General features: G+C 62.1%; 23 protein-coding genes. 17 read left to right on the top strand and 6 right to left on the bottom strand.

The window, feature by feature from the left end:
* Nucleotides 1-126 precede the first annotated feature (126 nt).
* Genes HNR59_RS13100 through HNR59_RS13085 form a run of 4 tightly spaced genes read left to right on the top strand, consistent with a single transcriptional unit; the run spans nt 127 to nt 3221 of the window.
* Nucleotides 127-1326 carry an MFS transporter gene (locus HNR59_RS13100; RefSeq protein ID WP_183830874.1) on the top strand — a complete coding sequence of 400 codons (1200 nt, stop codon included), beginning with the start codon at nt 127-129 and terminating at the stop codon, nt 1324-1326.
* Nucleotides 1327-1337: 11 nt separating this feature from the next.
* Nucleotides 1338-1844: a bifunctional adenosylcobinamide kinase/adenosylcobinamide-phosphate guanylyltransferase gene (gene cobU, locus HNR59_RS13095; protein ID WP_183830872.1), complete on the top strand. Its 507-nt coding sequence runs from the start codon at nt 1338-1340 to the stop codon at nt 1842-1844.
* A gap of 1 nt (nt 1845) precedes the next feature.
* A complete protein-coding gene (cobO, locus tag HNR59_RS13090) occupies nt 1846-2469 on the top strand; it encodes a cob(I)yrinic acid a,c-diamide adenosyltransferase (RefSeq protein WP_183830869.1) in 624 nt (207 codons plus the stop codon).
* Nucleotides 2469-3221 (top strand): methyltransferase domain-containing protein, encoded by a 753-nt coding sequence (locus HNR59_RS13085; RefSeq protein WP_183830867.1) that lies wholly within the window; start codon nt 2469-2471, stop codon nt 3219-3221. Before cobO ends, HNR59_RS13085 begins: the two co-directional genes overlap by 1 nt.
* On the opposite strand, the gene cbiB is transcribed toward HNR59_RS13085, so the two are convergent.
* A complete protein-coding gene (cbiB, locus tag HNR59_RS13080; RefSeq protein ID WP_183830866.1) occupies nt 3218-4186 on the bottom strand; it encodes an adenosylcobinamide-phosphate synthase CbiB in 969 nt (322 codons plus the stop codon). The two genes, HNR59_RS13085 and cbiB, sit on opposite strands and share 4 nt — an antisense overlap.
* On the opposite strand from cbiB, the gene cobD reads away from it, so the two are divergent.
* Both cobD and HNR59_RS13070 read left to right on the top strand, forming a co-directional pair.
* Nucleotides 4164-5213 carry a threonine-phosphate decarboxylase CobD gene (cobD, locus tag HNR59_RS13075; RefSeq protein ID WP_246374572.1) on the top strand — a complete coding sequence of 350 codons (1050 nt, stop codon included), beginning with the start codon at nt 4164-4166 and terminating at the stop codon, nt 5211-5213. The two genes, cbiB and cobD, sit on opposite strands and share 23 nt — an antisense overlap.
* Nucleotides 5210-5719: a tyrosine phosphatase family protein gene (locus tag HNR59_RS13070; RefSeq protein WP_183830864.1), complete on the top strand. Its 510-nt coding sequence runs from the start codon at nt 5210-5212 to the stop codon at nt 5717-5719. Before cobD ends, HNR59_RS13070 begins: the two co-directional genes overlap by 4 nt.
* A 99-nt stretch (nt 5720-5818) precedes the next feature.
* Here the strand turns inward: HNR59_RS13070 and HNR59_RS13065 are convergent, their stop codons facing one another.
* Both HNR59_RS13065 and HNR59_RS13060 read right to left on the bottom strand, forming a co-directional pair.
* Complete coding sequence (locus tag HNR59_RS13065) at nt 5819-6622, bottom strand: creatininase family protein (protein ID WP_183830862.1); 804 nt, start codon at nt 6620-6622, stop codon at nt 5819-5821.
* 88 nt (nt 6623-6710) lie between these two features.
* Nucleotides 6711-7892, bottom strand: a complete 1182-nt coding sequence (locus tag HNR59_RS13060) for a pyridoxal phosphate-dependent aminotransferase (protein WP_183830860.1) — start codon at nt 7890-7892, stop codon at nt 6711-6713.
* 237 nt (nt 7893-8129) lie between these two features.
* On the opposite strand from HNR59_RS13060, the gene HNR59_RS13055 reads away from it, so the two are divergent.
* The 3 genes from HNR59_RS13055 (at nt 8130) to HNR59_RS13045 (ending at nt 13830) form a co-directional block, all read left to right on the top strand.
* Entirely contained in the window at nt 8130-10610 is a 2481-nt protein-coding gene (locus HNR59_RS13055) for a mechanosensitive ion channel family protein (RefSeq protein WP_183830858.1), read from the top strand.
* 199 nt (nt 10611-10809) lie between these two features.
* Nucleotides 10810-11073 (top strand): hypothetical protein, encoded by a 264-nt coding sequence (locus HNR59_RS13050; protein WP_183830856.1) that lies wholly within the window; start codon nt 10810-10812, stop codon nt 11071-11073.
* Between the two features lie 195 nt (nt 11074-11268).
* Nucleotides 11269-13830, top strand: a complete 2562-nt coding sequence (locus HNR59_RS13045; protein WP_183830854.1) for a GcvT family protein — start codon at nt 11269-11271, stop codon at nt 13828-13830.
* A gap of 43 nt (nt 13831-13873) precedes the next feature.
* Here HNR59_RS13045 and HNR59_RS13040 read toward each other — a convergent pair whose 3' ends face one another.
* Nucleotides 13874-15859 (bottom strand): TonB-dependent receptor domain-containing protein, encoded by a 1986-nt coding sequence (locus tag HNR59_RS13040; protein WP_183830852.1) that lies wholly within the window; start codon nt 15857-15859, stop codon nt 13874-13876.
* Nucleotides 15860-16364: 505 nt separating this feature from the next.
* On the opposite strand from HNR59_RS13040, the gene HNR59_RS13035 reads away from it, so the two are divergent.
* Entirely contained in the window at nt 16365-17204 is an 840-nt protein-coding gene (locus tag HNR59_RS13035; RefSeq protein ID WP_183830850.1) for a DUF1194 domain-containing protein, read from the top strand.
* 25 nt (nt 17205-17229) lie between these two features.
* Here the strand turns inward: HNR59_RS13035 and HNR59_RS13030 are convergent, their stop codons facing one another.
* Together HNR59_RS13030 and HNR59_RS13025 are read right to left on the bottom strand one after the other, a co-directional pair.
* Nucleotides 17230-18168, bottom strand: a complete 939-nt coding sequence (locus HNR59_RS13030) for a GlxA family transcriptional regulator (protein WP_425488663.1) — start codon at nt 18166-18168, stop codon at nt 17230-17232.
* 248 nt (nt 18169-18416) lie between these two features.
* The gene (locus tag HNR59_RS13025) at nt 18417-18617 is read right to left on the bottom strand and encodes a hypothetical protein (protein WP_183831624.1); all 201 of its coding nucleotides are present in this window, start codon (nt 18615-18617) and stop codon (nt 18417-18419) included.
* A gap of 252 nt (nt 18618-18869) precedes the next feature.
* Here HNR59_RS13025 and HNR59_RS13020 point away from each other — a divergent pair, with 252 nt between their 5' ends.
* The 7 genes from HNR59_RS13020 (at nt 18870) to HNR59_RS12990 (ending at nt 25378) form a co-directional block, all read left to right on the top strand.
* Entirely contained in the window at nt 18870-19769 is a 900-nt protein-coding gene (locus HNR59_RS13020; protein WP_183830846.1) for a LysR substrate-binding domain-containing protein, read from the top strand.
* A 90-nt stretch (nt 19770-19859) separates the two neighbouring features.
* Nucleotides 19860-19991: an EncA/B family entericidin gene (locus HNR59_RS13015; protein ID WP_239799010.1), complete on the top strand. Its 132-nt coding sequence runs from the start codon at nt 19860-19862 to the stop codon at nt 19989-19991.
* Between the two features lie 329 nt (nt 19992-20320).
* The gene (locus HNR59_RS13010; protein ID WP_183830844.1) at nt 20321-20998 is read left to right on the top strand and encodes a FadR/GntR family transcriptional regulator; all 678 of its coding nucleotides are present in this window, start codon (nt 20321-20323) and stop codon (nt 20996-20998) included.
* A complete protein-coding gene (locus HNR59_RS13005) occupies nt 20995-22308 on the top strand; it encodes a CynX/NimT family MFS transporter (protein WP_183830842.1) in 1314 nt (437 codons plus the stop codon). The genes HNR59_RS13010 and HNR59_RS13005 overlap by 4 nt, the downstream gene beginning before the upstream one ends.
* An 84-nt stretch (nt 22309-22392) precedes the next feature.
* On the top strand, nt 22393-22953 hold the full coding sequence (locus HNR59_RS13000) for an RNA polymerase sigma factor (RefSeq protein ID WP_183830839.1): 561 nt from the start codon (nt 22393-22395) through the stop codon (nt 22951-22953).
* A 194-nt stretch (nt 22954-23147) separates the two neighbouring features.
* Nucleotides 23148-24977 carry a vWA domain-containing protein gene (locus HNR59_RS12995; protein WP_425488649.1) on the top strand — a complete coding sequence of 610 codons (1830 nt, stop codon included), beginning with the start codon at nt 23148-23150 and terminating at the stop codon, nt 24975-24977.
* 134 nt (nt 24978-25111) lie between these two features.
* Nucleotides 25112-25378, top strand: coding sequence for a hypothetical protein (locus HNR59_RS12990; protein WP_183830836.1), 267 nt, complete (start codon nt 25112-25114; stop codon nt 25376-25378).
* The last annotated feature ends 80 nt before the right edge of the window (nt 25379-25458 follow it).

Raw genomic sequence — 25458 nt, 5'->3', positions numbered from 1 at the left:
TGAAAAGCCTTTGGACTATTTCGCGTTTTCGGCCGGGAAAGTCGGTTTCCCGCTACCGTCCTGGGTCACAAAGGCTTCACAATGGCGGCGGGCGAATCCGACGGCGGGATTCGACGGGAGGATTTCATGGTTACGCATGTGCGGCACCCCATCTGGCTGCGGCAGGTCCGCCCGGCCGGAGCCCGCACCTTCGCTTCGCTTTATACAGTGGAATCCTTTGCGCGGGCCACCGTGTCCAGCGTGATCCCGATACAGGCCTATGAAATCCTGCAGAGCGAGCAATCGGTTTCCGTTCTTTATACGGTGGTGTCGCTGCTCGGTCTTTCGGTAACGCTGTTCATGCCGATGCTGATCAGGCGCTTCGCGCGGCGCTGGGTCTATACGGCAGGGGCATGCCTTCTGGCTGTCGGATCTCTGTTCTTCATTACCGACACGCTGATCGGGCAGGCGCTTGGCATGCTGTGCCGGGTGATGGGGGCAAGCGCGCTGTCTATCACGCTCAACCTCTATATCATGGACCACATCCGCAAGACCGAGTTCATCCGCTCCGAATCGCTGCGCATGGCATGGTCCACCTTTGCCTGGACCGGCGGGCCGACGCTCGGCATCCTGCTCTATACCCGCTATGGCATCTATGCCGCTCACAGCGTGGTGGCCATCGTCGCGCTCATTCTGCTTGCCCTGTTCTGGTACTATCGCCTGAGCGACAACCAGATGATCGCGGCCGGCAAGAGCCGGGCACTGAATCCGATCACCAATATCGGCCGCTTCATCGCGCAGCCCCGGCTGCGGCTGGCATGGCTGATCGCCTTTGGCCGCAATTGCTACTGGACGACCTTCTTCGTCTACGGGCCGCTGTTCATGCTCATTGCGGGCGAAGGAGAGGTGGCGGGCGGCCTGCTGATTTCCGCCGGTAATGCGCTGCTGTTCACCGCCATTTTCTGGGGCAGGGCCGGCAAGCGCTTCGGCACGCGCGGCACCATCGCGCTCGCCTTTGCCGCCATGTCCGCTGCCCTGTTTGCAGCCGGCTGGGTCAGCACCACCGCACCGCTGATAACCGGGGCGTTGCTTCTGTGCGGCGCGCTGTTCACCATCGCCATCGATGCGCTCGGCTCCACCGTGTTCATGCGCTCGGTCCATCCCTATGAGCGCTCGCAGATGGCGGCGGTCTACCGCACCTATCTCGATTTCTCCGAACTGACCCCGCCGATGGTCTATTCGATCGTGCTGGCCTTTTTCGGCCTCGGCTCCGTTTTCGTCACGCTCGGCCTTTTGATGGTGGGGTGCGCGGCGGTAAGCTGGCGTTATGTGCCGAAGTCGATGTAAGAGTGGCGGCCATGAACGGCCTGACATTCATCATCGGCGGCGCGCGCTCCGGCAAGAGCCGGTATGCGGAAGAACTGGTTGCGGCGCTGCCGGCACCCTGGACCTATATCGCGACGGCGCAAGCCTATGACGACGAGATGCGCGCCCGCATCGGTGAGCATCGCAGCCGGCGCGGCGCCGGCTGGCACACCGTTGACGCACCGCTCGATCTTACCGGCGCGCTGGCTGCGCAGCCGCAGGGACAGCCGGTGCTGGTGGATTGCCTGACGCTGTGGCTGACCAATCACATGCTGGCCGAACACGACCTCGATGCCGAATGCCGCCGGCTTGCCGAGGTTTTCGCCAGTCCGCGCGGGCCGTGGTTCGTGGTGTCCAATGAAGTGGGGCAAGGCATCGTGCCTGACAACGCGCTTGCCCGCCGTTTCCGCGATGAGGCGGGGCGGCTAAATCAGAAAATCGCAGCCATTGCCGACACCGTCCTCATGATGGTGGCCGGGCTGCCGCTGAAGGTGAAATGATATGGCGGACGAAAGCGAAATCGACGATGTGGAGGCGGAGCGCCACCGCGCCAAAATGGAAAAGCGCAAGGCGGTTCAGGATGCAGAAGTGGCCGCAAAGACGGTCGAGAAGGGCCTGCTGATCGTCAACACCGGTCCGGGCAAGGGCAAGAGCACGGCCGCCTTCGGGCTGGCGCTGCGCATGCTGGGTTATGGAAGGCGGGTGGGCGTCGTCCAGTTCATCAAGGGCGCGTGGCATTCCGGCGAGCAGGATGCGCTGGCCCGTTTCGGCGATCTGGTTTCGTGGCACACCATGGGCGAAGGCTTTACGTGGGAAACGCAGGACCTGAAGCGCGACATCGCCGCCGCGCAGGCCGCATGGGCCAAGGCGCAGGAGCTGATGGCCGATCCGACGATCAGCCTTGTGGTGCTTGACGAACTCAACATAGCGCTGCGCTACGACTATCTCGACCTCGACGAGGTGGTGGCGGCGCTGAAGGGGCGTCGCGAGGGGTTGCATGTCGTGGTCACGGGCCGTAACGCCAGGCCGGCCTTGATCGAGGCTGCAGATCTCGTCACCGAAATGGGGTCCACCAAGCACCATTTCGCGGCGGGCGTGAAGGCACAGAAGGGAATAGAATTCTAGTGCAAAATCGTTATGCGACGCTGGCCGCCTGGGTCTATGAACTGGACAAGCCGGTCGGCCGGTCCTTTGGCGACGTCGAATTCTATCTGGAGCGCCTGCAAGGCGTGACGGGTCCGGTGCTTGAACCGGCGGTCGGCAATGGGCGCCTGCTCGTGCCGCTGCTGGAAGCGGGGCTGGACGTGAAAGGCTTCGACGCTTCCGAGGAGATGCTGGCCTATTGCCGCGCGGCCTGTGAGAGCCGATCACTGCCGGCGGGGCTGAGCCGGCAGACCTTCGAGGGTTTTTCCTATGACGAGCGCTTCGAGGCCATGCTCGTGCCGCTCGGCTCCATCCAGCTCATCACCGACTATGACGCCGCACTTGGGGTGCTGAAGCGCTTCCACGACCATCTCGCGCCCGGCGGCCGGCTGATCCTTGACCTCGATGCCATCGACGGTTTTCTCGATGCACCGCATTCGGTGCGGACATGGAAGGCCGGCGAAGAGCTGCTGACGCTGACCGCCGACAGGATCGACACGGACTATGTGGCACAGACCACCACGACCAGCCTGCGCTATGAGCACTGGCGGGTCGGCAAGCTGGTGGACAGCGAGATCGACCTGTTCGCCCTGCGCTGGTGGGGCGTGGCGGAATTCGAGCTGGCGCTGCGGGCCGTCGGCTTCACCGAGGTGATCGCCTGTGGCGATTACCAGCATGGCCGCAAGCCGCAGAAGGGCGATGGCATCATCACTTTCGAGGCGCGGCGCGCTTAGAGCAGCCAGATCGCCGCCGCTGCCAGACCAAATAGCGCGATCAGCATCATGTCGGCGATTCGGTAGAGTTTCAGGGCGCGCCGGATGTCGGCTGCGTCGGCATCGCGCCGACCGCCTTCGCCCATGAAGGAATCGTCCACCGTGACGCCGCCATAGACGCGGGGGCCGGCGAGGGCGAGCCCCAGCGCGCCGGCCATGGCCGCTTCCGGCCAGCCGGCATTGGGTGATCGATGCTTTGCAGCATCGCGGCGGATCGCCTGCCAGCCGGCGTGGGCGTCAGCGCCTTTCACCAGGAAAGCGGCGGCCACGATCAGCAGTCCCGTCAGCCGCGAGGCGGGGAGGTTGACCAGATCGTCGAAGCGCGCCGAGGCCCAGCCGAAGGCCTCATGGCGGGGGGTGCGGTGGCCGATCATGGAATCGGCGGTGTTGACGGACTTGTAGGCCGCGCCTCCGGCCAGTCCGCCCACGCCAAGCCACAGGGCAGGGGCGACGATGCCATCGGAAAAATTCTCGGCAAGGCTTTCGATTGCGGCGCGGGAGACGCCCGCTTCGTCCAGTTGCTCGGGATCACGGCCGACGATCATCGACACCGCCCTGCGTCCCGCTTCAAGACCGCCGGTTTCCAGTGCGGTTGCAACGGCCTCGACATGTTCGCCGAGGCTGCGTTGCGAGAGCAGCGAGGATGCCACTATAGCGGTGACAATGAAGCCGAAGAAAACGCGGCCGAGCAGCGTCTCGATGGCGAAGGCGATGGCTGCCGGCACCGATACGATCACCAGCAGCGCCAGCACGCCGCAAAGCCGCCTTGTCGCGTCGGAAGAGGAGGCGAGGTTGAGCGTTCGGTCGAGACAGGATATCAGCCTGCCGATCCAGGTAACGGGATGGCCGATGGCGCGAAAGAGCCAGTCCGGATATCCGGCGATGCGTTCGGCAACCAGCGAGATGAAGGCAATTAGGACCGACATGGATATTCCGGGCGAAGCATTGGCGGCGGTCGATCATGGCGGAAGCCTCGGCAGGGCCCGGGCGCTGTTTCCGCAGGCGCCGGAACCCTTCGTCGATCTTTCGACCGGGATCAATCCGCACTCCTATCCGCTTTTCGACCTGCCCGCCACCGCCCTGACCCGTCTGCCCGAGCAGGCGCGGGCGGACGAACTCGCTGCCGTCGCGGCCGCAGCCTATGGCGCGCCGTCTCCGGCCAATGTGGCGAGCGCGCCGGGTACGCAGATATTGTTGCCGCGCGTCTGTTCACTGGTGAAGCCGGGCCGGGCGCTGGTACTCGGACCCACCTATGCCGAGCATGCGCGCGCCGCCCGCATTGCCGGCCACGAGGTGGAAGAAACGCCGGATTTCGACACGCTTTCCGCAGCCGACCTTGCCATCGTCGTCAATCCGAACAATCCGGACGGGCGCGTGATTGCCCGCCGCGACCTCACGGAACTGGCGTCCCGCATGGAGGCCAAAGGCGTGTTGCTGGTGGTGGACGAGGCTTTCATGGATGTCGGCCCGCACCGGGAAAGCGTTGCCGGCGATGTGGAGCAGGGCGGGCTGGTGGTGCTGCGCTCGTTCGGAAAATTTTTCGGCCTTGCCGGTGTGCGGCTGGGTTTCGCCCTTGCCGACAAGGAGACCGTGGCACGGCTTGCCGGCGGCTTCGGGCCATGGGCCGTCTCCGGCCCGGCGCTGGAATATGGCATCAGGGCTCTTTCCGACGCGGACTGGCAGCGGCAGATGCGGGCCCGGCTGGAAGGCGAGGCGGATCGGCTCGACAGGCTGTTCGCCGGCCACGGCGTCGAAGTGCGGGGCGGCACGCCGCTCTATCGCTACATGGAATTTGCTGAGGCCGGCAGCCTTTTTCGGGCTCTTGGTGAGCGCGGCATAGTGCTGCGCCATTTCAGTGATCGGCCGCATGCGCTGCGTGCAGGCCTGCCGGGGAATGACGAGGAATGGCTGCGGCTGGAGGCGGCGCTGGCCGGATGGAAGGGCACGCGATGATCCACGTCTGTCCGCTTTCAAAGCTGGAGCAGACCGTCTCGCGAACCGGTGCGGGACGGCTGGTCACGCTGCTTTCCGCCGACACGGACATGGCGCGCCCGGCCTCGGTCGCGGAGCGGGATCATCTTCATCTGCGCATGAACGACATTGCCGAATTGCGCGACGGGCTGACCCTGCCGGGCGAGGCGCATGTGCGCCGCCTGCTGGATTTCGCCTCTGGATGGGACCGCGCAAGGCCGATGGTCATTCATTGCTATGCGGGCGTCAGCCGCTCCCCCGCCGCCGCCTATATCGTCGCTGTTGCCCTCAATCCCGCGCTGAACGAGGCCGAACTGGCCGCGATGCTGCGCTGGCTCTCGCCTTCCGCGACGCCCAATAGCCGCCTGATCGCGGTGGCCGACGCGCTGCTCGGCCGCGAAGGGCGCATGATTGCCGCGATAAAGGGCATTGGGCGTGGGGCAGATGCGTTCGAGGGCGAAGTGTTCGAACTCGACCCGTTCGGTTAGGGCGTTTCCGCTTTTCACCGAATCTCGGGAGCACCCGTAACGCTCTGGGTTGGCGCTATTCCGAACGCAAAACCGCGCCGCACTTTTGCTGGAATTGCTTCAGCTAAGCCAGTCCGCAAGCCGTGCCTTGCGCACATCTTCCAGAAGGGTGATGAAACCTTGGGTCTGATGCTCTGCCGTCAGCCGGCCTTTTTCGGCCGTGGCGGCGGCGGCGTTGCCGACCACGCCATGCGGGTTGAGGTCGCTGGCGATCCACGCAAAGGCATGCGGGCTTTGTGCGTTGAGCAGCGCGAATTCCTGTTCCGCCCTGTCGGCGCGGGAGGCGAAGTTGTCCGCTTTTTCCAATTCAACGAGATCGGGGCGGAAATGCAGCATCAGCGAGGTTTCCACGTCGCCGCCGTGAATGCCGCGCCGCATCTCATGCGCGCTGAACAGCCCTTCCGGCCGTCCGAAGCGTTCCCAGCTGGTACGCACCGCCATCATGCCGAAGTGGACTCGCAGATTGCGGGTGACGATGCCCATCACCTCTTCGTTGCCGCCATGCGAGGTGACGACGACCAGCTTGCGTACGCCCGCGCGCGCCACCGATGCGCCAAGCTCGTTCCAGCATTCGATGAGACTTGTGGCCGGGATGCTCAGCGTTCCCGGCGCGTAGACGTGCTCGTCCGACTTGCCGACCGCCTGAGCCGGCAGGATGCGCAGATCGAGGTCTTGCGGAACAAGCGGGATCGCGGTTGCCAGCATGCCGTTCATGATGTCGGCATCGGTGGACAGCGGCAGATGCGGTCCGTGCTGCTCGACCGCCGCCACCGGCAGCACGGCAATGGTCTCTTCGGGGTCGATCTCAGCGAAGTCGGGCGCCTTGAAGTCGCCCCACCAGATTTTCCGTCCCTGCGCTGCCATTCCGCTTTCCCGAGATCTGCCTTGCCGGATAATCCTCAACCAGTAGCGTTTCCGGCCGGGCCTGTCGATGCAGAGGCGTGGCGGACGCTCAGGCGGCCTTCCTTGCGTAGTCCGACGCGAAGCGGAGCAGCCGGGTCGCTGCCTCCTGCAAAACCGGTTCCGGCTTGCACAGGCTGATGCGGATGTGCCCGGCGGCGGCCTCGCCGAAGCTGGAACCCGGCATGACGCTGATCTTTTCGGCATCGAGCAGCGCCCAGGCGAAGGCCTCGTCGTCCGGCTCGATGGCCGAGATGTCGAGCATGATGTACATGCCGCCTTCGGAGCCACGCACCTGAATCCGGTTGGCGCCGCTTATGGCATCGAGGAAGATGTCGCGCCGGCCGGCATAGCGGGCGGCGATTTCGGCCACGCCGTAATCGTTCTCCATGGCTTCGGCGGCGGCATGGGAAATGAAATCGGGCAGGCCATAGGTGGATACCAGATTGAAGCCGGTCAGCAGCGTGACCAGTTGCTCCGGAGCCGTCAACCAGCCGATGCGCCAGCCGGTCATGCCATGGCTCTTGGACATGGAGTTGATCACGATGGTGCGCTCGGCCATGCCGGGCAGGGCGCGCGGCGACAGGTGTTCGGAAGCGCCGAGCGTCCAGTAAACCTCGTCCGAGAGCAGCCACAGATCGTGACGCCGGCACAGATCGGCGATGCCTTCCAGCGCCGCGCGCGTGTAGACGGCGCCGGTCGGATTGTTGGGCGTGTTGATGAGGATGGCGCGGGTGTTGGGACGCAGCGCGGCCTCGATTGCCGCAGCATCGGGCTGGAAGCCATCGGCGGCACGCGCTTCCACAACCGTGAATTCTGCACCGGCCGCGCGGAACGTGCCGGGATAGGTCGCATAATAGGGCGCGACGACGATGGCGTGGCTGCCGGGATCGAGCGTTGCCTGCACGGCGGCATAAAGAGCTGCCTGTCCGCCGGGTGCCGCTATCACCTGTTCAACCGGGGTTTCAACGCCCGAGCAGCGGGTGGACAAATGCGCCATTGCGGCGCGCAGGCGCGGGATGCCGGCCAGATGCGTGTAGTGGTGACGCCCTTCGCGAACTGCCGCCACGCAGGCTTCGACTGTTTCGGCGGGCGTATGAAAATCATGGTCGCCAACCGAAAGAACGATGATGTCGTCATCCTTCTGACGACGCATCAGCGCTTCCGCGTGGACTTCCCAGCCGCTCTTGCCGGACGGCATGAGGTTTGTGATTCGTAATGAGGCTGAAGGCATTTTTGTTCGGTTTCTCTTGCGGTGGGGCATGCTGCTGGCAGCCGCCAAAACCCCTGAGATGGGTAATTGCACCGCTTCTAACGCAAAGATTTCCTCTTTTGGAGCACCTTTGGCGTATAAACCATTCAGCCAGCGCTCATCGCTTGCCGGGTTCCCGTGACCTCTCTATCTATGACCATTCCCGCGCCGGTACGTCATGGCGGCTGCGGCAGGCGTCAACGGAATTCAGTTCGGATCATGCTTTCGCATATCGCCCGCCTTTGCCTCGTTTTGTTTCTTGTATTCGGTGGCCTCGCCCGGCCTGTTTTCGCACAGGACATGGCGGCGGCGGAGGCTGCGCAACTGCTTGAGGAGCAGCAGCGGGCGCTGGATGCGCTGATCGTCACGCTGGACGGGCTTGAGAAGGACATTACCGAGCATGGTGATGATGATGCCTATCTGGTTCGCCTGCGCCTGAAGCTTGAAGCCGTATCCACCGAGGCATTGCAAAGCGCGCTCGCGTTCAAGCCGCGCCTTGCCGAGATCAATGCACGCGTGGAGCAACTGGGCGCGGCACCCGCCGACGGTCAGCCGCCGGAGGCGGAAACGGTGCGGGAGGAGCGGCAGGCCCTTGCAGCGGAGAAGACGGAGATCAATGCTGTTATCGCGACGGCGCAGAACCTGTCGCTTCGCTCCAACAAACTCATCGAGCAGATCGCCACGATCCGGCGCGACCTGTTCCGCAGCATGCTGACCCGCCGCTATGCATTGTCGGAAACGTTCAGCGGCAAGATGATTTCCGACGCGGCAAACGAGTTTGGAAAGTTCAGCACGGCCATCACGTCGTGGGCTAATTTTGCCTATAAATACAAGTTCAACGCCATGATCGCCGCAACGTTCATGGCGCTGATCGCGGCCCTTGTGCTGATGTTCGGCGGCAGGCGGCTGGTGGGCGGTCTGTTCAGGGCCGACCCCGCCGTGGAAGAACCGTCCTATCTGACCCGGCTTTCGGTTGCCTTCTGGTCGACCCTGCTGCCGACCGGAGCCCTCACCGTATTTTTTGCCGCGACATGGTTCTTCTTCAGTTCAAATCAGGTGCTGCGCGGCGATATCGGGCTCTATCTGCGTTCGGCCATGCTGATGGTGCTCGGCGTTTTTCTGGTGAACCGGCTGGCCAATGCCGCGCTGGTGCCGAAGCTCCCGCAATGGCGGCTCGTGCCGGTGGAATCGCGCCCCGCACGCTGGCTGGTGCGGCTGGCGACCGCGATGGCGATAGCCGTGGCGCTGAACAATTTCCTTTCGCAGGTGGCCGATCAGATGTCGTCGCCACTGTCGCTGACGGTGACGCGCAGCTTCGTAGCCTCGCTGATCGTCGGCGTCATTTTGCTTCTGATCGGCAACGTCAAGCCGTTCAGGACGCCTGAGGGCAACTGGAAGCCGTGGCCGGTGTGGCTGCGCTACAGTCTGTTCCTGATCGGCGGGCTTACCATCGGGGCCGCGCTGTTCGGCTATATCGGCTTTGCCATCTTCCTGTCGTTGCAGGTGGTGATGACGGGCACCATTCTGGTGACGGCCTATATCGGCTTCCTTTGCGCCGCCGCCATCGGCGCGGAGGGCGGGCTGGGCGGATCATGGCTGGGCCGCTGGATGATGGCCAAAGGCTATGCCGAAGAAAGCTCCATGGATCAGATCGGGCTTGGCGTCAGCGTCCTGCTCAACTTCCTCATTCTGTTGATCTTCCTGCCGCTTACCCTGTTCATGTGGGGGTTTCAGCCGGGAGATATTCAGGCATGGGCGCAGAAGCTGGCCACCGGTTTCAGCATCGGTTCGGTGACCATATCGCTGCTCGGCATATTGAGCGGCATACTGGTCTTTGCCATCGGTTATTTCCTGACCCGCTGGTTTCAGGGCTGGCTCGACGGCTCGGTCATGGCGCGCGGCAAGGTCGACGCCGGCGTGCGCAATTCCATCAGCCTCGTGGTTGGTTATGCTGGTATAGCGATTGCTGCGCTGGTCGGCATATCGGCGGCGGGCATCGATCTTTCCAGCCTCGCGCTTGTTGCCGGTGCGCTCTCCCTCGGTATCGGTTTCGGTCTGCAGAATGTCGTCTCGAACTTCGTCTCGGGCCTGATCCTGCTGGCCGAGCGGCCGTTCAAGGTGGGCGACTGGATCGTGGCCGGTGATGTCAGCGGCACTGTGCGCAAAATCAGCGTGCGCGCCACCGAGATCGAGACATTCCAGCGCCAGACGGTCATCCTGCCGAACTCCAATCTCATCAACGGCGCCGTCGGCAACTGGACGCATCGCAACAAGCTTGGGCGCGTTGATATCCGGGTGGGCGTTGCCTATGGCACCGATGTCAGGCGCGTTCAGGAAATCCTGCTGGAGATCACGCGGGCGCAGCCCTCCATACTTAAGAATCCGGAGCCCTTCGTGCAGTTTTCGAATTTTGGGTCAGCGGCGCTGGAATTCGAGATACGCTTCTTCCTTGCCGATATCACCAACAGCGGCGGGGTGCAGAACGACGTCCGCTTCGCGATCATGGACGCCTTCAACCGCGAGGGGATCGAAATTCCTTCTGCGACGCGCGCCGAATACAAGCGGCCGGTTCTGGAGCCATGGCCGCATGATGACGACAAGACCGAGGCCGAGTTTGCCGAGCGGGAGCGGCTGAAAGCAGAGGAAGAAGAAAGAGCGCGCAAGGGCAGGCGCAGGCCGGGCAAGCCGGATCCGGCGTAGAACACCGTACATCCATTGGAATTACCGAAATCGGATTCCATTTTTGGTCCGTTGCCCGACGCCAAATCATCCGCTGCACCCGATTGCGACATGAATGAGGCATTCAGTTGCGGTTCAGCTTCGTTCTCCTATAAGCTGCCTGCATTGGCGGGAATGCCTTGCAATGGCAAACAGGGGCGGTGGCGACACCGGAAACGCAATGTTGAAATCACTGATCGCCGTATCGGTCCTGCTCTCGGCATCCGGGGCGGCTCTGGCGGCCAGCGCCGTGAACAATGATTCCGATCCACGCACGCTGATCGTTACCGAAGGCAGCAGCAAGCGGGAACTGACGCTGGGCCCCGGCGAGACCGTTGAGTTTTGCCCGAATGGCTGTTTCGTGACCATGCCGAACGGCGACCTTGAGGCGCTGACCGGTGCCGAAACCATCGAAATTTCGGGTGGTGTCGCTCGCGTGAAGTAAGTTTGCTCTCGCAGGCAAAAGAAAATTCCGATGCAAAGGCCGGGCTGCAAGTCCGGCCTTCTGCTTTCAAAGGCAAGCGAAAACCATCGCGCGGCTTCCGTCGCGCTGTAGGCGAAGCGTGTCGCAAACAGGCTGCGGTCGGCTCCTCGTCTCGCCCTATAGTCCTTCCCGGACAGCACTTTGGAGTTGCGGGCTATGGCAGGGTTTCCGGAAAAGGCGAAGGTCGTCATCGTCGGCCTCGGCGGTATCGTCGGCGCTTCGGTCGCGCATCATCTGATCGGGCGCGGATGGGACGATATTGTCGGCATCGACAAGTCCGGCATCCCTACCGACATCGGCTCCACGGCCCATGCTTCCGACTTCTGCTACGCCACCAGCCATGACTTCCTGTCCTGCTGGACGACGCTCTACTCCATCGAATTCTTCGAGCGGATGGGCCACTACGCCCGCGTTGGCGGGCTTGAGGTGGCGCGCGTGGGCGACGATGCCCGCATGGAGGAGATCCGGCGCAAGGTGACCTCCGGCCGCGCCTTCGGCACCCGCGCGCGGCTGATCGAGCCGGCCGAGATCAAGGAAAAATTCCCGCTGATCGAAGAGGATATGGTTCAGGGTGGGCTGTGGGATCCCGATGCCGGGCTCGTCATCCCGCGCTCGCAGACGGTGGCAGGCAAGCTGGTCGATGAAGGCGTCGCCGCCGGCAAGCTGCAGACCTTCGCCAACACTTCCGCGCTCTCACTGGTCATCGATGACGGGCGCATCAAAGGTGTGGTGACGGATCGCGGCACGATCATGGCCGATCATGTGGTGGTCTGCGCCGGCCTGTGGGGCAGGCTGATTGCCGAAATGGCCGGCGAGGATCTGCCGGTTATGCCGATCGACCATCCGCTGACCTTCTTCGGCCCCTACAATGAGTTTGCAGGAACCGGCAAGGAGATCGGCTGGCCGCTGATGCGCGATCAGGGCAACTCGGCCTACATGCGCGACACGGGCGACCCGAAGACCGCCGAGGGCGGCCAGATCGAATGGGGCTATTACGAGGAGACCAGTCCGCGCCTCGTCCATCCGCGCGATCTGCTCGAAAAGGAGGAGGCGCGGCTGTCTCCATCACAGCGCGACCTCGATATGGATCAGATCATGGCACCGCTGGAACGGGCCATGGAGCTGACGCCGATCCTCGGCGAGCTCGGCTACAACGAAAGCCATTCCTTCAACGGCCTGCTTCAGGTGACCACCGATGGCGGGCCTTCCATGGGCGAGAGCCAGAAGGTGAGGGGACTTTGGTATGCCGTCGGCATCTGGGTCAAGGACGGCCCCGGCATGGGCAAACTGATCGCCGACTGGATGACGGACGGCCGCACGTCCATCGACCATAACCGTATCGATTACAGCCGCTTCCAGCCCTTCCAGTTGCAGGAAGATTTCATCACCGCGCGTTGCACCGAAACGGCGATGAAGGTCTATAATCCGGCCGTTCATCCGCGCGAGCCTTTCTCCGGTGGCCGCAATGTCCGCCGCTCGCCTTTCTACGAGCGCGAAAAGGAGCTTGGCGGTTATTTCATGGAACTGGGCGGCTGGGAGCGTGCGCACGGCTACGCCGCCAATGAGCACTTGCTGGAGAAATATGGCGAGCGTGTACCGGTGCGTGAGAACGAATGGGACAACCGCCATTTCTGGCGCGTTTCCAATGCCGAGCATCTGGCGCTCAGTGAGGATTGCGGCATCATCAACCTCTCGCACTTCGCCATGTACGATGTCGAAGGCCCCGATCACGTGGCGCTGATGGAATGGCTGTGCGCGGCAAAGATCGGCGGCGAGGCCAATATCGGCAAAGGTATCTACACCCACTTCCTCGACGAGGACGGCATGGTGCGCGCCGACCTGACGGTGTTCCGCATGGCCGACCGCTGCCGCATCGTCGACGGCGCCGATGCCGGCCCGCGCGACTTCAGCTACATGAAGCGGGTGGCGCAGGATAAGGGCTTTGACGTCACCATTACCGATGTGAGTGAGGTATACATCACGCTGGGCGTGTGGGGGCCGAATGCCCGCGCGACGCTGCAGAAGGTGGTGGAAGATCCGAACGGGCTCTCTCAGGAGAACTTCCCTTTCGCCGCCATCAGGCCGATCCGCATTGCCGGCAGGCAAGTTTCCGCGTTCCGCATTTCCTATGTCGGCGAGCAGGGCTGGGAGCTGCACATGGCCTATGAGGACGGTTTGGCGGTGTGGGATGCGCTGCGCTCCACCGGCGTGATCGCGGTAGGTGTCGAGACCTATGCCAACACGCGGCGCATGGAAAAGAGCCTGCGCCTCCAGAACGCCGATCTGCTCACCGAATACAATCTGCTGGAGGCCGATCTTGCCCGCCCCAAGGTCAAGGAAGCCGATTTCTGCGGCAAGGCGAAGCATCTGGAATACAGGTCGCGCGACCATCAGCCGGCGATGTTGTGCACGCTGGTGATGACCGACAATGTCGATGCAAACGGCGTTGCGCGTTATCCGGTCGGCAATATGCCGGTGGTCGATCCGGAAAGCAGTGAGGTTCTGGTCGATGAGCTTGGCCGACGCTCCTACACGACGTCCGTCGCATATGGTCCGACGATCGGCAGGAATATCGCGCTGGCTTATTTGCCGTGGAGCTATTGTCGACAAGGTAGCAGGCTGGCGGTGGAATATTTCGGCGAAACCTATCCGGTCGAAGTCGCAGCGGTGGGGTACAGGCCGCTCTACGATCCGGAAAACCTGAAGCCGAGAAGCTGATGGCAGAAGCCCCGCGCCGACGGCGCGGGGCTTTTCTTCTGCGTCAGAAGCTACTGGTCAGGCCGAGCCAGAAGCGGCGCCCGTCCTCGTAATCATTGTCGAAGCGCTTGTCGCCGATGTTGTAGACGGCGGCGGTTCCCTTGAAATGATCGTTGATGCGGTATTCCATTCCCACATCGAAGATGGCGTGCGAGCCGATGCGGGCGTTGCCGGAATCATGGGTCTGGCTGCGATATTGCGCCTTGCCCCAAAGTGTGAGGTCCTCGGTCGCATGCCAGTCCAGCCCCAGATTGGCGACATGCTCGGGCAGATTGTTGAACCGTTCACCAACCTTCGCGCCCTTGGTGATCTTGCTGCGCGAATAGGTGTAGTTCATCGACACATCCACGTCGCCGACAGGGAAATCGACCGTTGCCTCCACGCCATTCAGTTCTGCCGCATCGCGATTGATGTATTGGTTTATCCATTTGATTGGATTGCCGGGCGCATTCATTCCGCAATCGGTGGGCAGTCCGGGCTCCGGCGTATCATGCGCACAGATCCGTTCCGTTGTGATCTTGTTCTTGAACCTGGTGTGATAGGCTGTGAGGCCGAATTGCAGGCCAAAGTCGCTTTCCCACACCATACCGATCTCATAGTTGGTGCTTTCTTCCGGCTTGAGATTGGTATTACCCTTGTCGCGCGCGCGGCCGTCACCGCCTGAAGGCTCCATGATGTTGTCGTCGGCCTGCTTGAGCTGGGGAACCTTGTAGCCGCCGCTCACGCCGCCCTTGAATGTAAGAACGGGATTCAGGTGATAGACGCCATAGAGACGTGGCGTGAAGTGTGAACCGTAGCGCTCGTTCTTGTCGTAGCGAAGCCCGAATGTGGTGGTGAAGTCTTCGGTGATATGGAAATTGTCCTCGCCGAACAACGCCCAGTGCCAGCGCTCCATGTTGGGGTCGATGTTCGATGAAACGCGGTTGGGCGAGTGGCGGGTTTCTTCCGCCTTGTAGTCGAAGCCGGCGATCAGGTCGTGGCCGCCAAGGCTCGCGCTGGTCTTGGTGTTGAAGTTGAGCTGGTTGTAACCTGAAATATTGGTGCCGTTTTCAAAGTCGACATCCTCATAGGTCAGGAACGATGTCGTTTCATATTCTTGTCCCCAGCGCAGCTTGTGGACGGCGCTGTAGTTCATGTGATTGACGTCGACGCCGCTGGTCGAAGCGGCTCTGGTCTTCGTGTCGCTCCGGTTCTGGGCGATCTCAAGCGCCAGGTCCTGATTCTCGGTGATCGTCATGCTCAGCTTGCCGCCGAGGCTCTTGCGCGACATGTCCTGCGATGCGCCGGTCGTCAGGCCACGGTCTTCGCGGTTGTGCAGGGAGCCCCACAGCGAGAGACCGATCCTGTCGGACACGATCGGTCCGTTCAGGTAGAAACGGCCCTCATAGGAATTGCCGGCCTCGTCATGGCTGTAGGCGGTAAAGCCGGTCGTCACCGTGCCGGTCCACACATCCGAAACCGGCTTGGTGATGATGTTGATCACGCCGCCCAGCGCGGATGAGCCGTAAAGGGAAGACATCGGACCGCGAATGACCTCGATGCGCTCGATGGCGGATGGCGGTGGCAGGTAGCCGGTGGCAAGGCCGGAGCCGAAACCATTATAGGTTGCCTCTGACGAGTTTCCGAGTGGCTTGCCGTCGACCAGCATGGAGACATAGCCTTCGCTCATGCCGCGAATGGAAATCGAGGCGGCGCCGGAACGGGCCGATGGTGTGCTGACGATGACGCCGGGCACATCGCGCAGCACATCGGCCACGCTGGCATACGGCTTGGAAGCAATCTTCTCGCCGCTGATCACGGTGATGGTTGCGGGTGCATCCGGTATTGTCTGTGCATGACCGCTTGCCGTCACGACGATCTGCTTGAGAACGGTCGTCTGTTCTTCTTCCTCTGCATTCTGGCTGGTTTGCGCCAAAACTGCATTGATCGATGCCGACAGCAAAAGAAGACTGGCAAGTCCCCCGACTGTGCCGCGTCCGATTTTGTGCATTTCTTTCCACTCCTGTCCCCACCACGGGTCGCTCCGGAACCGTGATTTTTGCAATTGCCGGCTGCATTTGCAGGTGCAGGTGCGCGCGCAGCCGAAAAGAAGGCACCGGCCGTATCCGGTGCATTTTTTTGGCTGGTCAGGGTTTGACTGGCTGCGGCTGGGGAAGGTGGAAGCTTGTCATTCTGCGACAAGGTGCCGTTCGTGCCATAACCGGCAACGGACGGAGGACATACGCCACCTTCCATGTGCCATTTTCGCAAAACAATCCCCTTCATTCGCGAAAATGGCATCGGATCGAAAAAATCGATCCGAAAACATGAGATTTTTAGTCAATAAATACCCTATATAACCTATTTCGGAAAATGAAAGGGGGTTGCCGCAACGGAAGATGAATTCCACAGGGGTGTCGGATGAGTGTTCTGCTCCCAAAAATGTGAAAGCGCGTTACGTGCGATGGCCGGTGTGCGGCTTTCACATCAGGGGAATTCGGCGTAGCTTCCTTGCCATGTCAGCCTTGTTGAACAATGCAGGACATGTTCTCGCCGCCGGCGCAGCGCTGGTCACGGCGGGGATTTTCTCCGGCGCGGCAGCCAAAGCCGAGCCGGTCGACATCGAACTCGTGCTGGCTGTGGACGTGTCCCTGTCGATGTCACCCGCTGAACTGGAAATACAGCGGCACGGCTATGCGGCGGCACTTACCCACGACAGCGTTCTGCGGGCCATTGCGGACGGGGCGCATGGGCGCATTGCCGTGTCCTATGTCGAATGGGCCGGCACCACCACACAGCATGTCGTGGTGCCGTGGACATTGATCGCGGGCAGGGAAGATGCCGAGCGGGTTGCCGCGCAGCTTTCTCGCAATCCGCCAAACAGCGCGCGGCGAACCTCGATATCCGCTGCCCTGGAGTTTGGCGGCGATCTGTTCGCCGAAAGCGGCTTCGAGGGCATGAAGCGGGTCATCGACATTTCCGGGGATGGCCCGAACAATCAGGGCGCTCCGGTAACTGAAGTGCGCGATCGCTTGGTCAGGCAGGGAATTACGATCAACGGCCTGCCGCTGATGACCAATGGCGGCTTTGATTCAGGCTATGATGTTGCCAATCTGGACCGCTACTATGCGGACTGCGTGATTGGCGGGCCGGGCGCCTTCATGATCCCGGTCAATGACTGGACACAGTTTCCTGAAGCCGTGCGGCGAAAGCTGGTTCTTGAACTCGCGGCTGGTCCGCCTCCCACCGATCAGATGCATCCTCCCGTTATTCTCGCGCAGGCGATGTCGGCCAGCGATTGCCTTGCGGGCGAGAAGATGTGGCGCAACCGCTACTGGATGATGGACGCTCAGTAGAGGGTTCAGGGACTGCGGATGCCGTTCACGCCGCCAGCAGTTGCTTGCGGTCCATGCGCTCCTGCTGGGGCGAGCGCGCGTAGAGTTCGCGGTAGCATTTGGAAAAATGCGATGCCGAAACGAAGCCGCAGGCAATCGCCACTTCCACCACAGGCATGGTCGACTGGATCAGCAGATGCCTTGCCCGGTCGAGACGAATTTCCAGATAATAGCGCGCTGGCGAGCGGCCCATTTCCGAGCGGAACAGGCGCTCGATCTGACGGCGCGACAGATCGACATTGTCGGCGATCTCGATCAGTGACAGCGGCTCGGAAAGATTGGACTCCATAAGTTCGATGATGGTCAGCACCTTGGAATTCTGTACCCCGAGACGCGCCCGCAATGGCAGCCTCTGCCTGTCGGTGGGGCTGCGCACGCGGTCGGTCAGCACCTGCTCGCAAACGCGATTGACCAGATGCTCGTCAAAATCTTCGCCGATCAGCTTCAGGATCATATCCAGAGCCGCGGTGCCGCCGGCGCAGGTGTAGATATTCTGGTCGACCTCGAAGAGATCGGCGAACACATTCACCTTCGGGAACGTTTCGGAAAAGCCCGGCAGGTTTTCCCAATGGATGGCGCAGCGCTTGTTCGAGAGAAGTCCCGCTGCGGCCAGAATATGCGCGCCGGTGCACAGCCCGCCGATGGCGACGCCGCGATTGTATTCCTCGCGAAGCCAGGCGAAGACCGACTTGTTGTGGTATTTTTCCACCTCAAGCCCGCTGCAGACGACGACCATGGATGGCCGCTCCGGACCCGACATCTTGCGGCGCTCGTCCTCCAGCGATGTGGTGACGGCGCACTCGACGCCGTTTGATGCACGCACGGGTCTGCCATCGACGCTGGCGAGGCGCCAGCTATAGGCCTCGTAGCCGAGCATGCGATTGGCCGAGCGCAGAGGATCCAGCGCCGTTGCAAAGGCGATCATGGTGAAGTCGGGTACCAGGAAAAAGACGAATGACCGTTTGATCGGCTGCTGTACGGCGTTCAAGGTACCCTCCCGGTGCCAAGGCGCGTGCGGAACGTCGCTTATGGCATAGCGTCATCAGGAAAATCATTTCCTGTCAATCGGGTAGGGTGTCGGTAAAAAGATATTTTGCCGGCTCGGCGGTCAGGGCGAGCCGGGTTTGTGCGCAGCAACGCAGCAAAGCCTGTATCCGGTGCCGGAAAAGGGGGTCAGCACTGGCCGGCCCGCAAGCCGAGGCTGTTGCGGGCGGCGATCTGAACTGGCGTGCAGGGTGGCTCGCTGGTGTTGGGCCAGCCGATGTCTTTCTGTATCTCCAGCGGCAGGGAGCGCATAATGCGTTCCGTCTGATGGCGTGCGCGCGCCTTGCTGATGGTGTCGATCGCGTTGAAGATAAGCGGCAGCAGGGTCATATCTGTCTCCTTTCATTCCAGCCGGGCGGATGTTCTTAAAGCGCGTCGCGATCTTTCAGCTTCGCTCCCTGCGCTTTAAGTCCCTGTTTCAATCGTGTCGTTGTGCCGAAACCGGTTCCCACTTTGGAGCGACCTGCTTCAGGCGGGGGTATCCGTGCCTCGCTTCGATGAGGTTGACTATCGCGCGACGTTGATGTTCAATCAAACGAAATGGAATGAAGGTTTTGTTCAAAATTACTGAATGAGAAGCTGATGAATGCTCCGCTCAATCACCCCTTGCCGTTGCTCGATCTCGATGTGTTGCGCACCTTCGTCGCCATCGCCGAAACGGGAAGTTTTACGACTGCTGCCAGTTCCGTCTACCGAACGCCGTCCGCGGTTTCCATGCAGATCAAGAAGCTTGAGGATATTCTCGGACGTGCCGTGTTCTCGCGCGATGCGCGCTCGGTGAAGCTGACCACGGATGGCGAGATGCTGCTCGGCTATGCGCGGCGCATGCTGGCCATCAACCGCGAGGCGGTATCGAAGTTCATCGTGCCGGATATCGTCGGGGTGGTGCGGCTCGGCTCGCCCGACGACTATGGCGAGCGCGTGCTGCCGCATGTGCTCAAGCGTTTCGCGCAGTCGCACCCGTCCATCGCCGTGGACGTCACCATCGATCAGAGCGTGAATTTACGCCGCCGCATGGATGACCGGGCGCTCGACATCACGCTGCTCACCAACTCCTATGGCAAGCCTTCGCACGGAGCCGAAACCTTGCTGAGCGAACCGATCGTGTGGGCAGGAGCAAAAGGCGGCTGCGCCCATATGCGCGAACCGTTGCCGGTATCGATCTGGGAGGAGGGCTGCGCCTGGCGTGCCGGAGCGCTTGAGGCGCTCGGGCGGGAAGGCCGCGATTATCGCGTCGCCTATATGAGCGCGCACACGGCTGGCCAGCGCGCGGCCATTATGGCGGATCTGGCGGTGGCGCCGCTGCCGAAGTCGTTTCTCGGCGATGACATGGTGGAACTCGGCCCCGCGGATGGCATGCCGGAGATTGGCAACTACATCCTCGCCATGGTGGTGGCGCCGGAGGCAAGTGCGCCCGTAAAGGCTGTGGCGGATCATATCCGGGCCACTTTTGATGTGCTGCATCGCACAGGAAAATTCTGAAGACGACACGTTTTTGACAGTTGCGATGGAACAACTCCCACAGCTTCCCGTTGCTCACAGGCGAAACTACCGAAGAGGGAGACACTGTTCATGTCACGTCTTGCGCCTGTAACCGTCATCATCTGCGCTCTGGCACTGGCCGCCTGCGCCAACACAGTCAGGGGTGTTGGCAAGGATGTGAAGTCGACGGCCAATGCCGTCGAAGACACGGTCAATAACTGACCGATATCGGATATTCCTGACCAGAAGGGCCGCGCCGCAAGGAGCGGCCTTTTTGCCGGGCGGCTTCTGATGTGTGGTGCACATGACATTCAGGCGTGCCGGCCGGGGCTGGTTGCGCAGATCATCATGACCCTCAGAGACTTGTTCAGCATGTTGCCGAATTGATTCAGGATGGTTGATTAACTCATTGAAATTCGGGCGAATCCGTTTTGGGCGAGATTTCATTTCGCTCGCCGGTGCGGGGAGTTCACAAAATCCGGCTGGTTCTGGTTGTTGACAGCAGGTGGCGGTACGCCTATCAAAAGTCATCAGATGATTTGATGATTAATATGAAACAGGTAGCCAGAACCAATCTTACCGACAGTGCGGCAGAGAGTTTGCGCAGCCAGATCAGCGGCGGCCGCTGGGCCGTGGGCGAGCGGATTCCGAACGAGGCGATGCTGATGGAGACGCTCGGCGTCAGCCGCGGTACCGTGCGTGAGGCTGTGCGTGTGCTTGTATCTCAGGGGCTGCTTGAAACGCGACAGGGTTCCGGCACGTATGTGCTCGCCACCTCCGACCCTGCCGCCACGCTGGACCGGGTGCGCCAGACCTGCCTGCGCGACCAGTGGGAAGCTCGCGCTCTTCTGGATGTGGAAGCCGCCCGGCTGGCGGCGTTGCGCCATACGCCTGATGATATTGCACGGCTGCGCAGGCTGCTCGCAGAGCGCAGCAATGTTGCCGCCGTGGGGCGGGAGGCCTTCGTGAAGCGCGATCTGGCTTTCCATCGGGCCGTTGTGGAGGCATCGGGCAACCAGGCGATGGTCGAGATCTATGATTTCTTCACCGCTGCCATAACCGACGTGATCCAGTCCACTCTGAGCGGTCACCTGCCCGAGCCCGACGATCGCGCTCATGCCGAGATCGTCGAAGCCATTGCATCCGGCGACCCTGACCGGGCTGCTGCTTCCGTACGCGTTTTCATGGCGCCTGTTCTCCTCCAGATCGATCGGCTTCTCTCTCAATGACTGCGCAGACACCTTATTTCGACGCGTCCTCCTCGCAGGACGCCACCGGAGCTCTCGATCAGCAACTGATAGACGCCGAAGTCGACAGCCTCCCGCCGCCCGCGCCTCCGAAGTTCGGGAGCACGGCCGCGCGCCTTCTTTTTGCGGTGAGCCTGGTGCTGATCGCGTTCAACCTGCGCCCGATCTTCCCCTCGCTTTCGGTCGTCCTGCCGGAGGTCATCCGCGATACGGGGCTTTCGACCGTTGGCGCCAGCCTGCTGACGACACTGCCGGTGCTGTGCCTTGGCGTGTTCGCGCCTTTCGCGCCCGGCCTTGCTCAGCGCTATGGCGCGGAGAAGACGCTGGCCGGCGCGCTGCTGCTGCTGGCCCTTGGCACAGCCCTGCGCGGCGTGGATACGGTCTGGCTTCTGTTTTTCGGCACGTTCGCCGCCGGTGCTGCGATCGCGGTTTCAAACGTGTTGCTGCCCGGCGTGGTCAAGCGCGACTTTCCTGAACATGCGGCCATCATGACCGGCCTGTATACGATGGCGCTTTGCGGCGGTTCGGCCGCCGCTGCGGGACTCACGCTCCCTCTGGAACATGTTCTTGGCTCGTGGCAGGCAGCGCTTGCCGCATGGGCGGTTCCTGCATTCGTTGTCCTGCTTATCTTTGTTCCACAGGCGCTGCGGTTGAAATCTCAGTCCGCGCACAAGGGGTTCCGCGTCGAGGGCCTCTGGCGTGATCGTCTGGCGTGGCAGGTCACGCTGTTTACCGGCCTTCAGTCCGCGCTTGCCTATTGCGTGTTCGGCTGGCTGGCGCCGATGCTGCGCGAGCGTGGCTTCGAGCCGACCGTCGCAGGCGGCATCGTCTCGCTATCGGTGATGGTGCAGGTCGTGACCTGCCTTGGCATTCCTTCTCTTGCCGTGCGCTGCAAAGATCAGCGCGGCGTGAACGTGGCGCTGGTTTTCTGCGCCACCGTGGGCCTGCTCGGCATGATGTTCGCCCCCACATGGTCGGTTCTGTTCTGGGCCGCCATGCAGGGCATAGGGCAGGGTGGCCTGATCGCGGCGGCGATGATGGTCATCGTGCTGCGCGCCTCGGATTCGCATGTCGCGGCGCATTTGTCGGGCATGGCGCAGGGTGTCGGCTATGTTCTGGCGGCGGTCGGGCCCCTGCTTTTCGGATTGATCCGGGGCTGGACCGGCAGCTTCGATGCGGCGGCGCTGCTCGTTGTCGCCATCGGGCTGGGTGCCGGGCTGGCCGGAGCCGGTGCGGGCAGGAAGCTGCATGTGGATGTGCGCACCGTTGAGCCGGGAAGCTCAAAATCCTGACTTCGGACGTTTTTTGGATTTTCACGTGCTTTTTTTTGATTTCCACCCAAGGAATGGCCGAATCGCGTCGTCCAAGGCACGATGATGGCTATGATGCTCGATGACGGCGACGCCTCGGATGCCGAACTGATCGGCAGGGCGAGGGATGGGGACAGGGCGGCTTTCGGCGCTTTGGTCGAAAGGCACTATGATTTCGTCCATCGTGTCGCCTGGCGCTGGAGCGGCAACCGCACCGATGCCGAGGATATCGCGCAGGAAGTGTGCGTACGCATGGGGCGCTCGATCCGCGGCTGGCGCGGTGAAGGCGCCTTCAGCACATGGCTCTACGCCATGACGCTGAACGCGGCGCGCGACATGGCGCGTAAGAGCGCACGCGAGACGGTGAAGACGCAGGCCTATGGCAGCGAGGTCCTGACGCTGGTTCAGGCCTCCGACGATGCGGACGAACTGGCCGAGGATCTGTGGCAGTGTGTGCGGCGCCTGCCCGACAAGCGGCGCGAGGCGGTGCTTCTGGTCTATGGCGAGGGGCTGACCCATGCCGCCACCGCCGATGCGATGGCGATTTCGGAAGCAACCGTGTCTTGGCACATCCATGAAGCGAAGAAGCGGCTTAAGGTGCTGATGCGTCAGGCCGGGGAAGTGTGACCATGGTGGATGACAACGAACTTGGAAAGCTTGGCGCTGGGGCCGTCCCCCGGGCAAGCCCGGAGGCGCGGGTGCGCGCGCTGCACGCGGCCATGCAGGCATTCGACGCGGAAGAAGAAATTTCAGCCGTGCCCCAAGGATCGGCTGGGAAGCAACGTCTCATGGACCGAGCACGCAAGCTCTGGAGAGACGTGATGCAGAAAAAACTGATTGCCGTGCCGGCCCTTGCCGGCCTCGTTGCCCTGCCCATCGCCGGCTATACGGCGCTTCACCTGTTGCAGGAGCAACCATTCGCCACAGGCAGGCAGCAGCCGCAGCCTGTTGCGGACGCGACGGATGAGGTCGCCAGCGCGCCCCATGCAGAGACAAAGACGCTGCTGGAAAGCGCCGGAGAGCAGGCCGAGGCGGCGGACGCCGAGATGCAGCCTCAGCCGGCGCCTTCCGCAGCGATGTCCGAGCGGCTGCTGGCTGCGCCGGCGGGCGCACCCGCCAAGGCTCTGGCCGAGCATAGCGCGGTGGCGCAGCTCAATCACCGAACCACCATGCAGCGCGCGCCGGTGGTGCCTCCCATGCCGGAACCTCTGGTGTCGCCTGAGCCGAATCGCGACCGGATCGGCAATTTCGACAGCAACCCGGTGCGCTCTGTCGCAGAGCAGCCCGTGTCTACCTTCTCCGTCGATGTCGATACGGCTTCCTATGCCTATGTGCGCCGTTCGCTGAAGGAAGGCGTGCTGCCGCAGGCCGATACGGTGCGGGTCGAGGAGATGATCAACTACTTCCCTTATGACTGGAAAGGGCCGGAGTCCGCCGACACGCCGTTCAATGCGGATGTTTCGGTCATGCCGGCGCCGTGGAACAGCGCGCACCGGCTGATGCATGTCGCCATCAAGGGGTATGATGTGCAGCCGGCCGAAAAGCCGAAGGCGAACCTCGTATTCCTGATCGACGTGTCCGGTTCCATGAACGAGCCCGACAAGCTACCGCTGCTGCAATCGGCCTTCCGCATGCTGGTCAACCGGCTGGAGGCGGACGATACCGTGTCCATCGTCACCTATGCGGGCGAGGCCGGGACAGTGCTCGAACCCACCAAAGCATCGGACAAGGCGAAAATCCTTGCGGCCATCGATACCTTGCAGGCCGGCGGCTCGACGGCCGGAGAGGCGGGTATCCGCGAGGCCTACCGGCTGGCGAAGCAATCCTTCGTGGAGGGCGGTGTGAACCGGGTCATGCTGGCCACCGACGGTGATTTCAACGTCGGCCAGAGCGACGACAGCGAGTTGAAACGTCTCGTCGAAGGCGAGCGCAAGGCCGGAATATTTCTTTCGGTTCTGGGCTTTGGGCGCGGCAACCTCAACGACAGCATGATGCAGACGATCGCCCAGAACGGCAACGGCACAGCCGCCTATATCGATACGCTGGCGGAGGCCGAGAAGGTGCTGGTTCAGGAATCCGCCTCGACGCTGTTCCCGATCGCCAAGGATGTGAAGATCCAGGTCGAGTTCAATCCGCAGAAAGTCGCTGAATATCGGCTGATTGGCTACGAGACGCGCGCGCTCGCCCGCGAGGATTTCAACAATGACCGGGTCGATGCCGGCGATATCGGTTCTGGCCATTCGGTCACTGCGATCTATGAGATCACGCCGAAGGGCGCAGAGCAGAGGATCGATGACCTGCGTTATGGCGAAGCTTCCACGGACAATGGCGGTGTCGCCAATGCGGACGAATATGCCTTCGTGAAGATCCGCTACAAGCTGCCGGATCAGGATGTGTCAAAGCTGATCACCCGCCCGGTAACGGCGGCGGATGATGTTGCTTCATTCGATGCGGCAAGCGCAGACCAGCGGTTTTCCGTTGCCGTCGCAGCTTTCGGCCAGAAATTGCGCGATGAAGGTGGACTCGATGGCTTCGGCTACGACAGGGTTTCCCAACTGGCGGCGGCGGCGCGTGGGGAGGACCCGTTCGGTTATCGGTCGGAGTTTCTTTCTCTGATACGGCTGGCTGAAGCGCTTTCGGCCGGCAACTGATCGTTAGCCATTCCTCCACGAAGCCGGCTTGTTATCAGCCGGCTTCGTGGGGTTGTTAAAATGCAATCTTTTCGGAACATGCCATCGAAATTCCTTCCGGTGTATGCCTTTGTTTCAGAGACAGGGGCTTTTTTATGCGCATCGACGGAAACACAGGACCGGGAACTTATGTGGGGCGCGAAGCCGTCGCGAATGCGCGCAGCAGCTCCGAACAGATGGGCAGCGCCGTGCAGGCCGCGCGCCAGACGGCATTGTCCGCGCTCACCAATGAGCGCTTCGGGCTGATGCTGGAACGCATCTCCGATCCGCGCAGCAGCGAGGCCCTGATGCTCATGTCACAGAGCGCAAGTCAGGCCAGCGATGCTTCCGTGTTCTCCAGCTATGCGGAGTTCGGCGACTGAAGCAGGTCACCATGCCTGATCTGGTCTGGGACCGGAATTGTGTTATGTTCAGTGCATGAATTTGGCTGTGTCTCAGTCTG

Source organism: Aquamicrobium lusatiense (genome assembly GCF_014201615.1).
Classification (GTDB): domain Bacteria; phylum Pseudomonadota; class Alphaproteobacteria; order Rhizobiales; family Rhizobiaceae; genus Mesorhizobium; species Mesorhizobium lusatiense.
The sequence above is the reverse complement of the archived record's forward strand: the minus strand, read 5'-3'. Positions and strand labels throughout refer to the sequence as shown.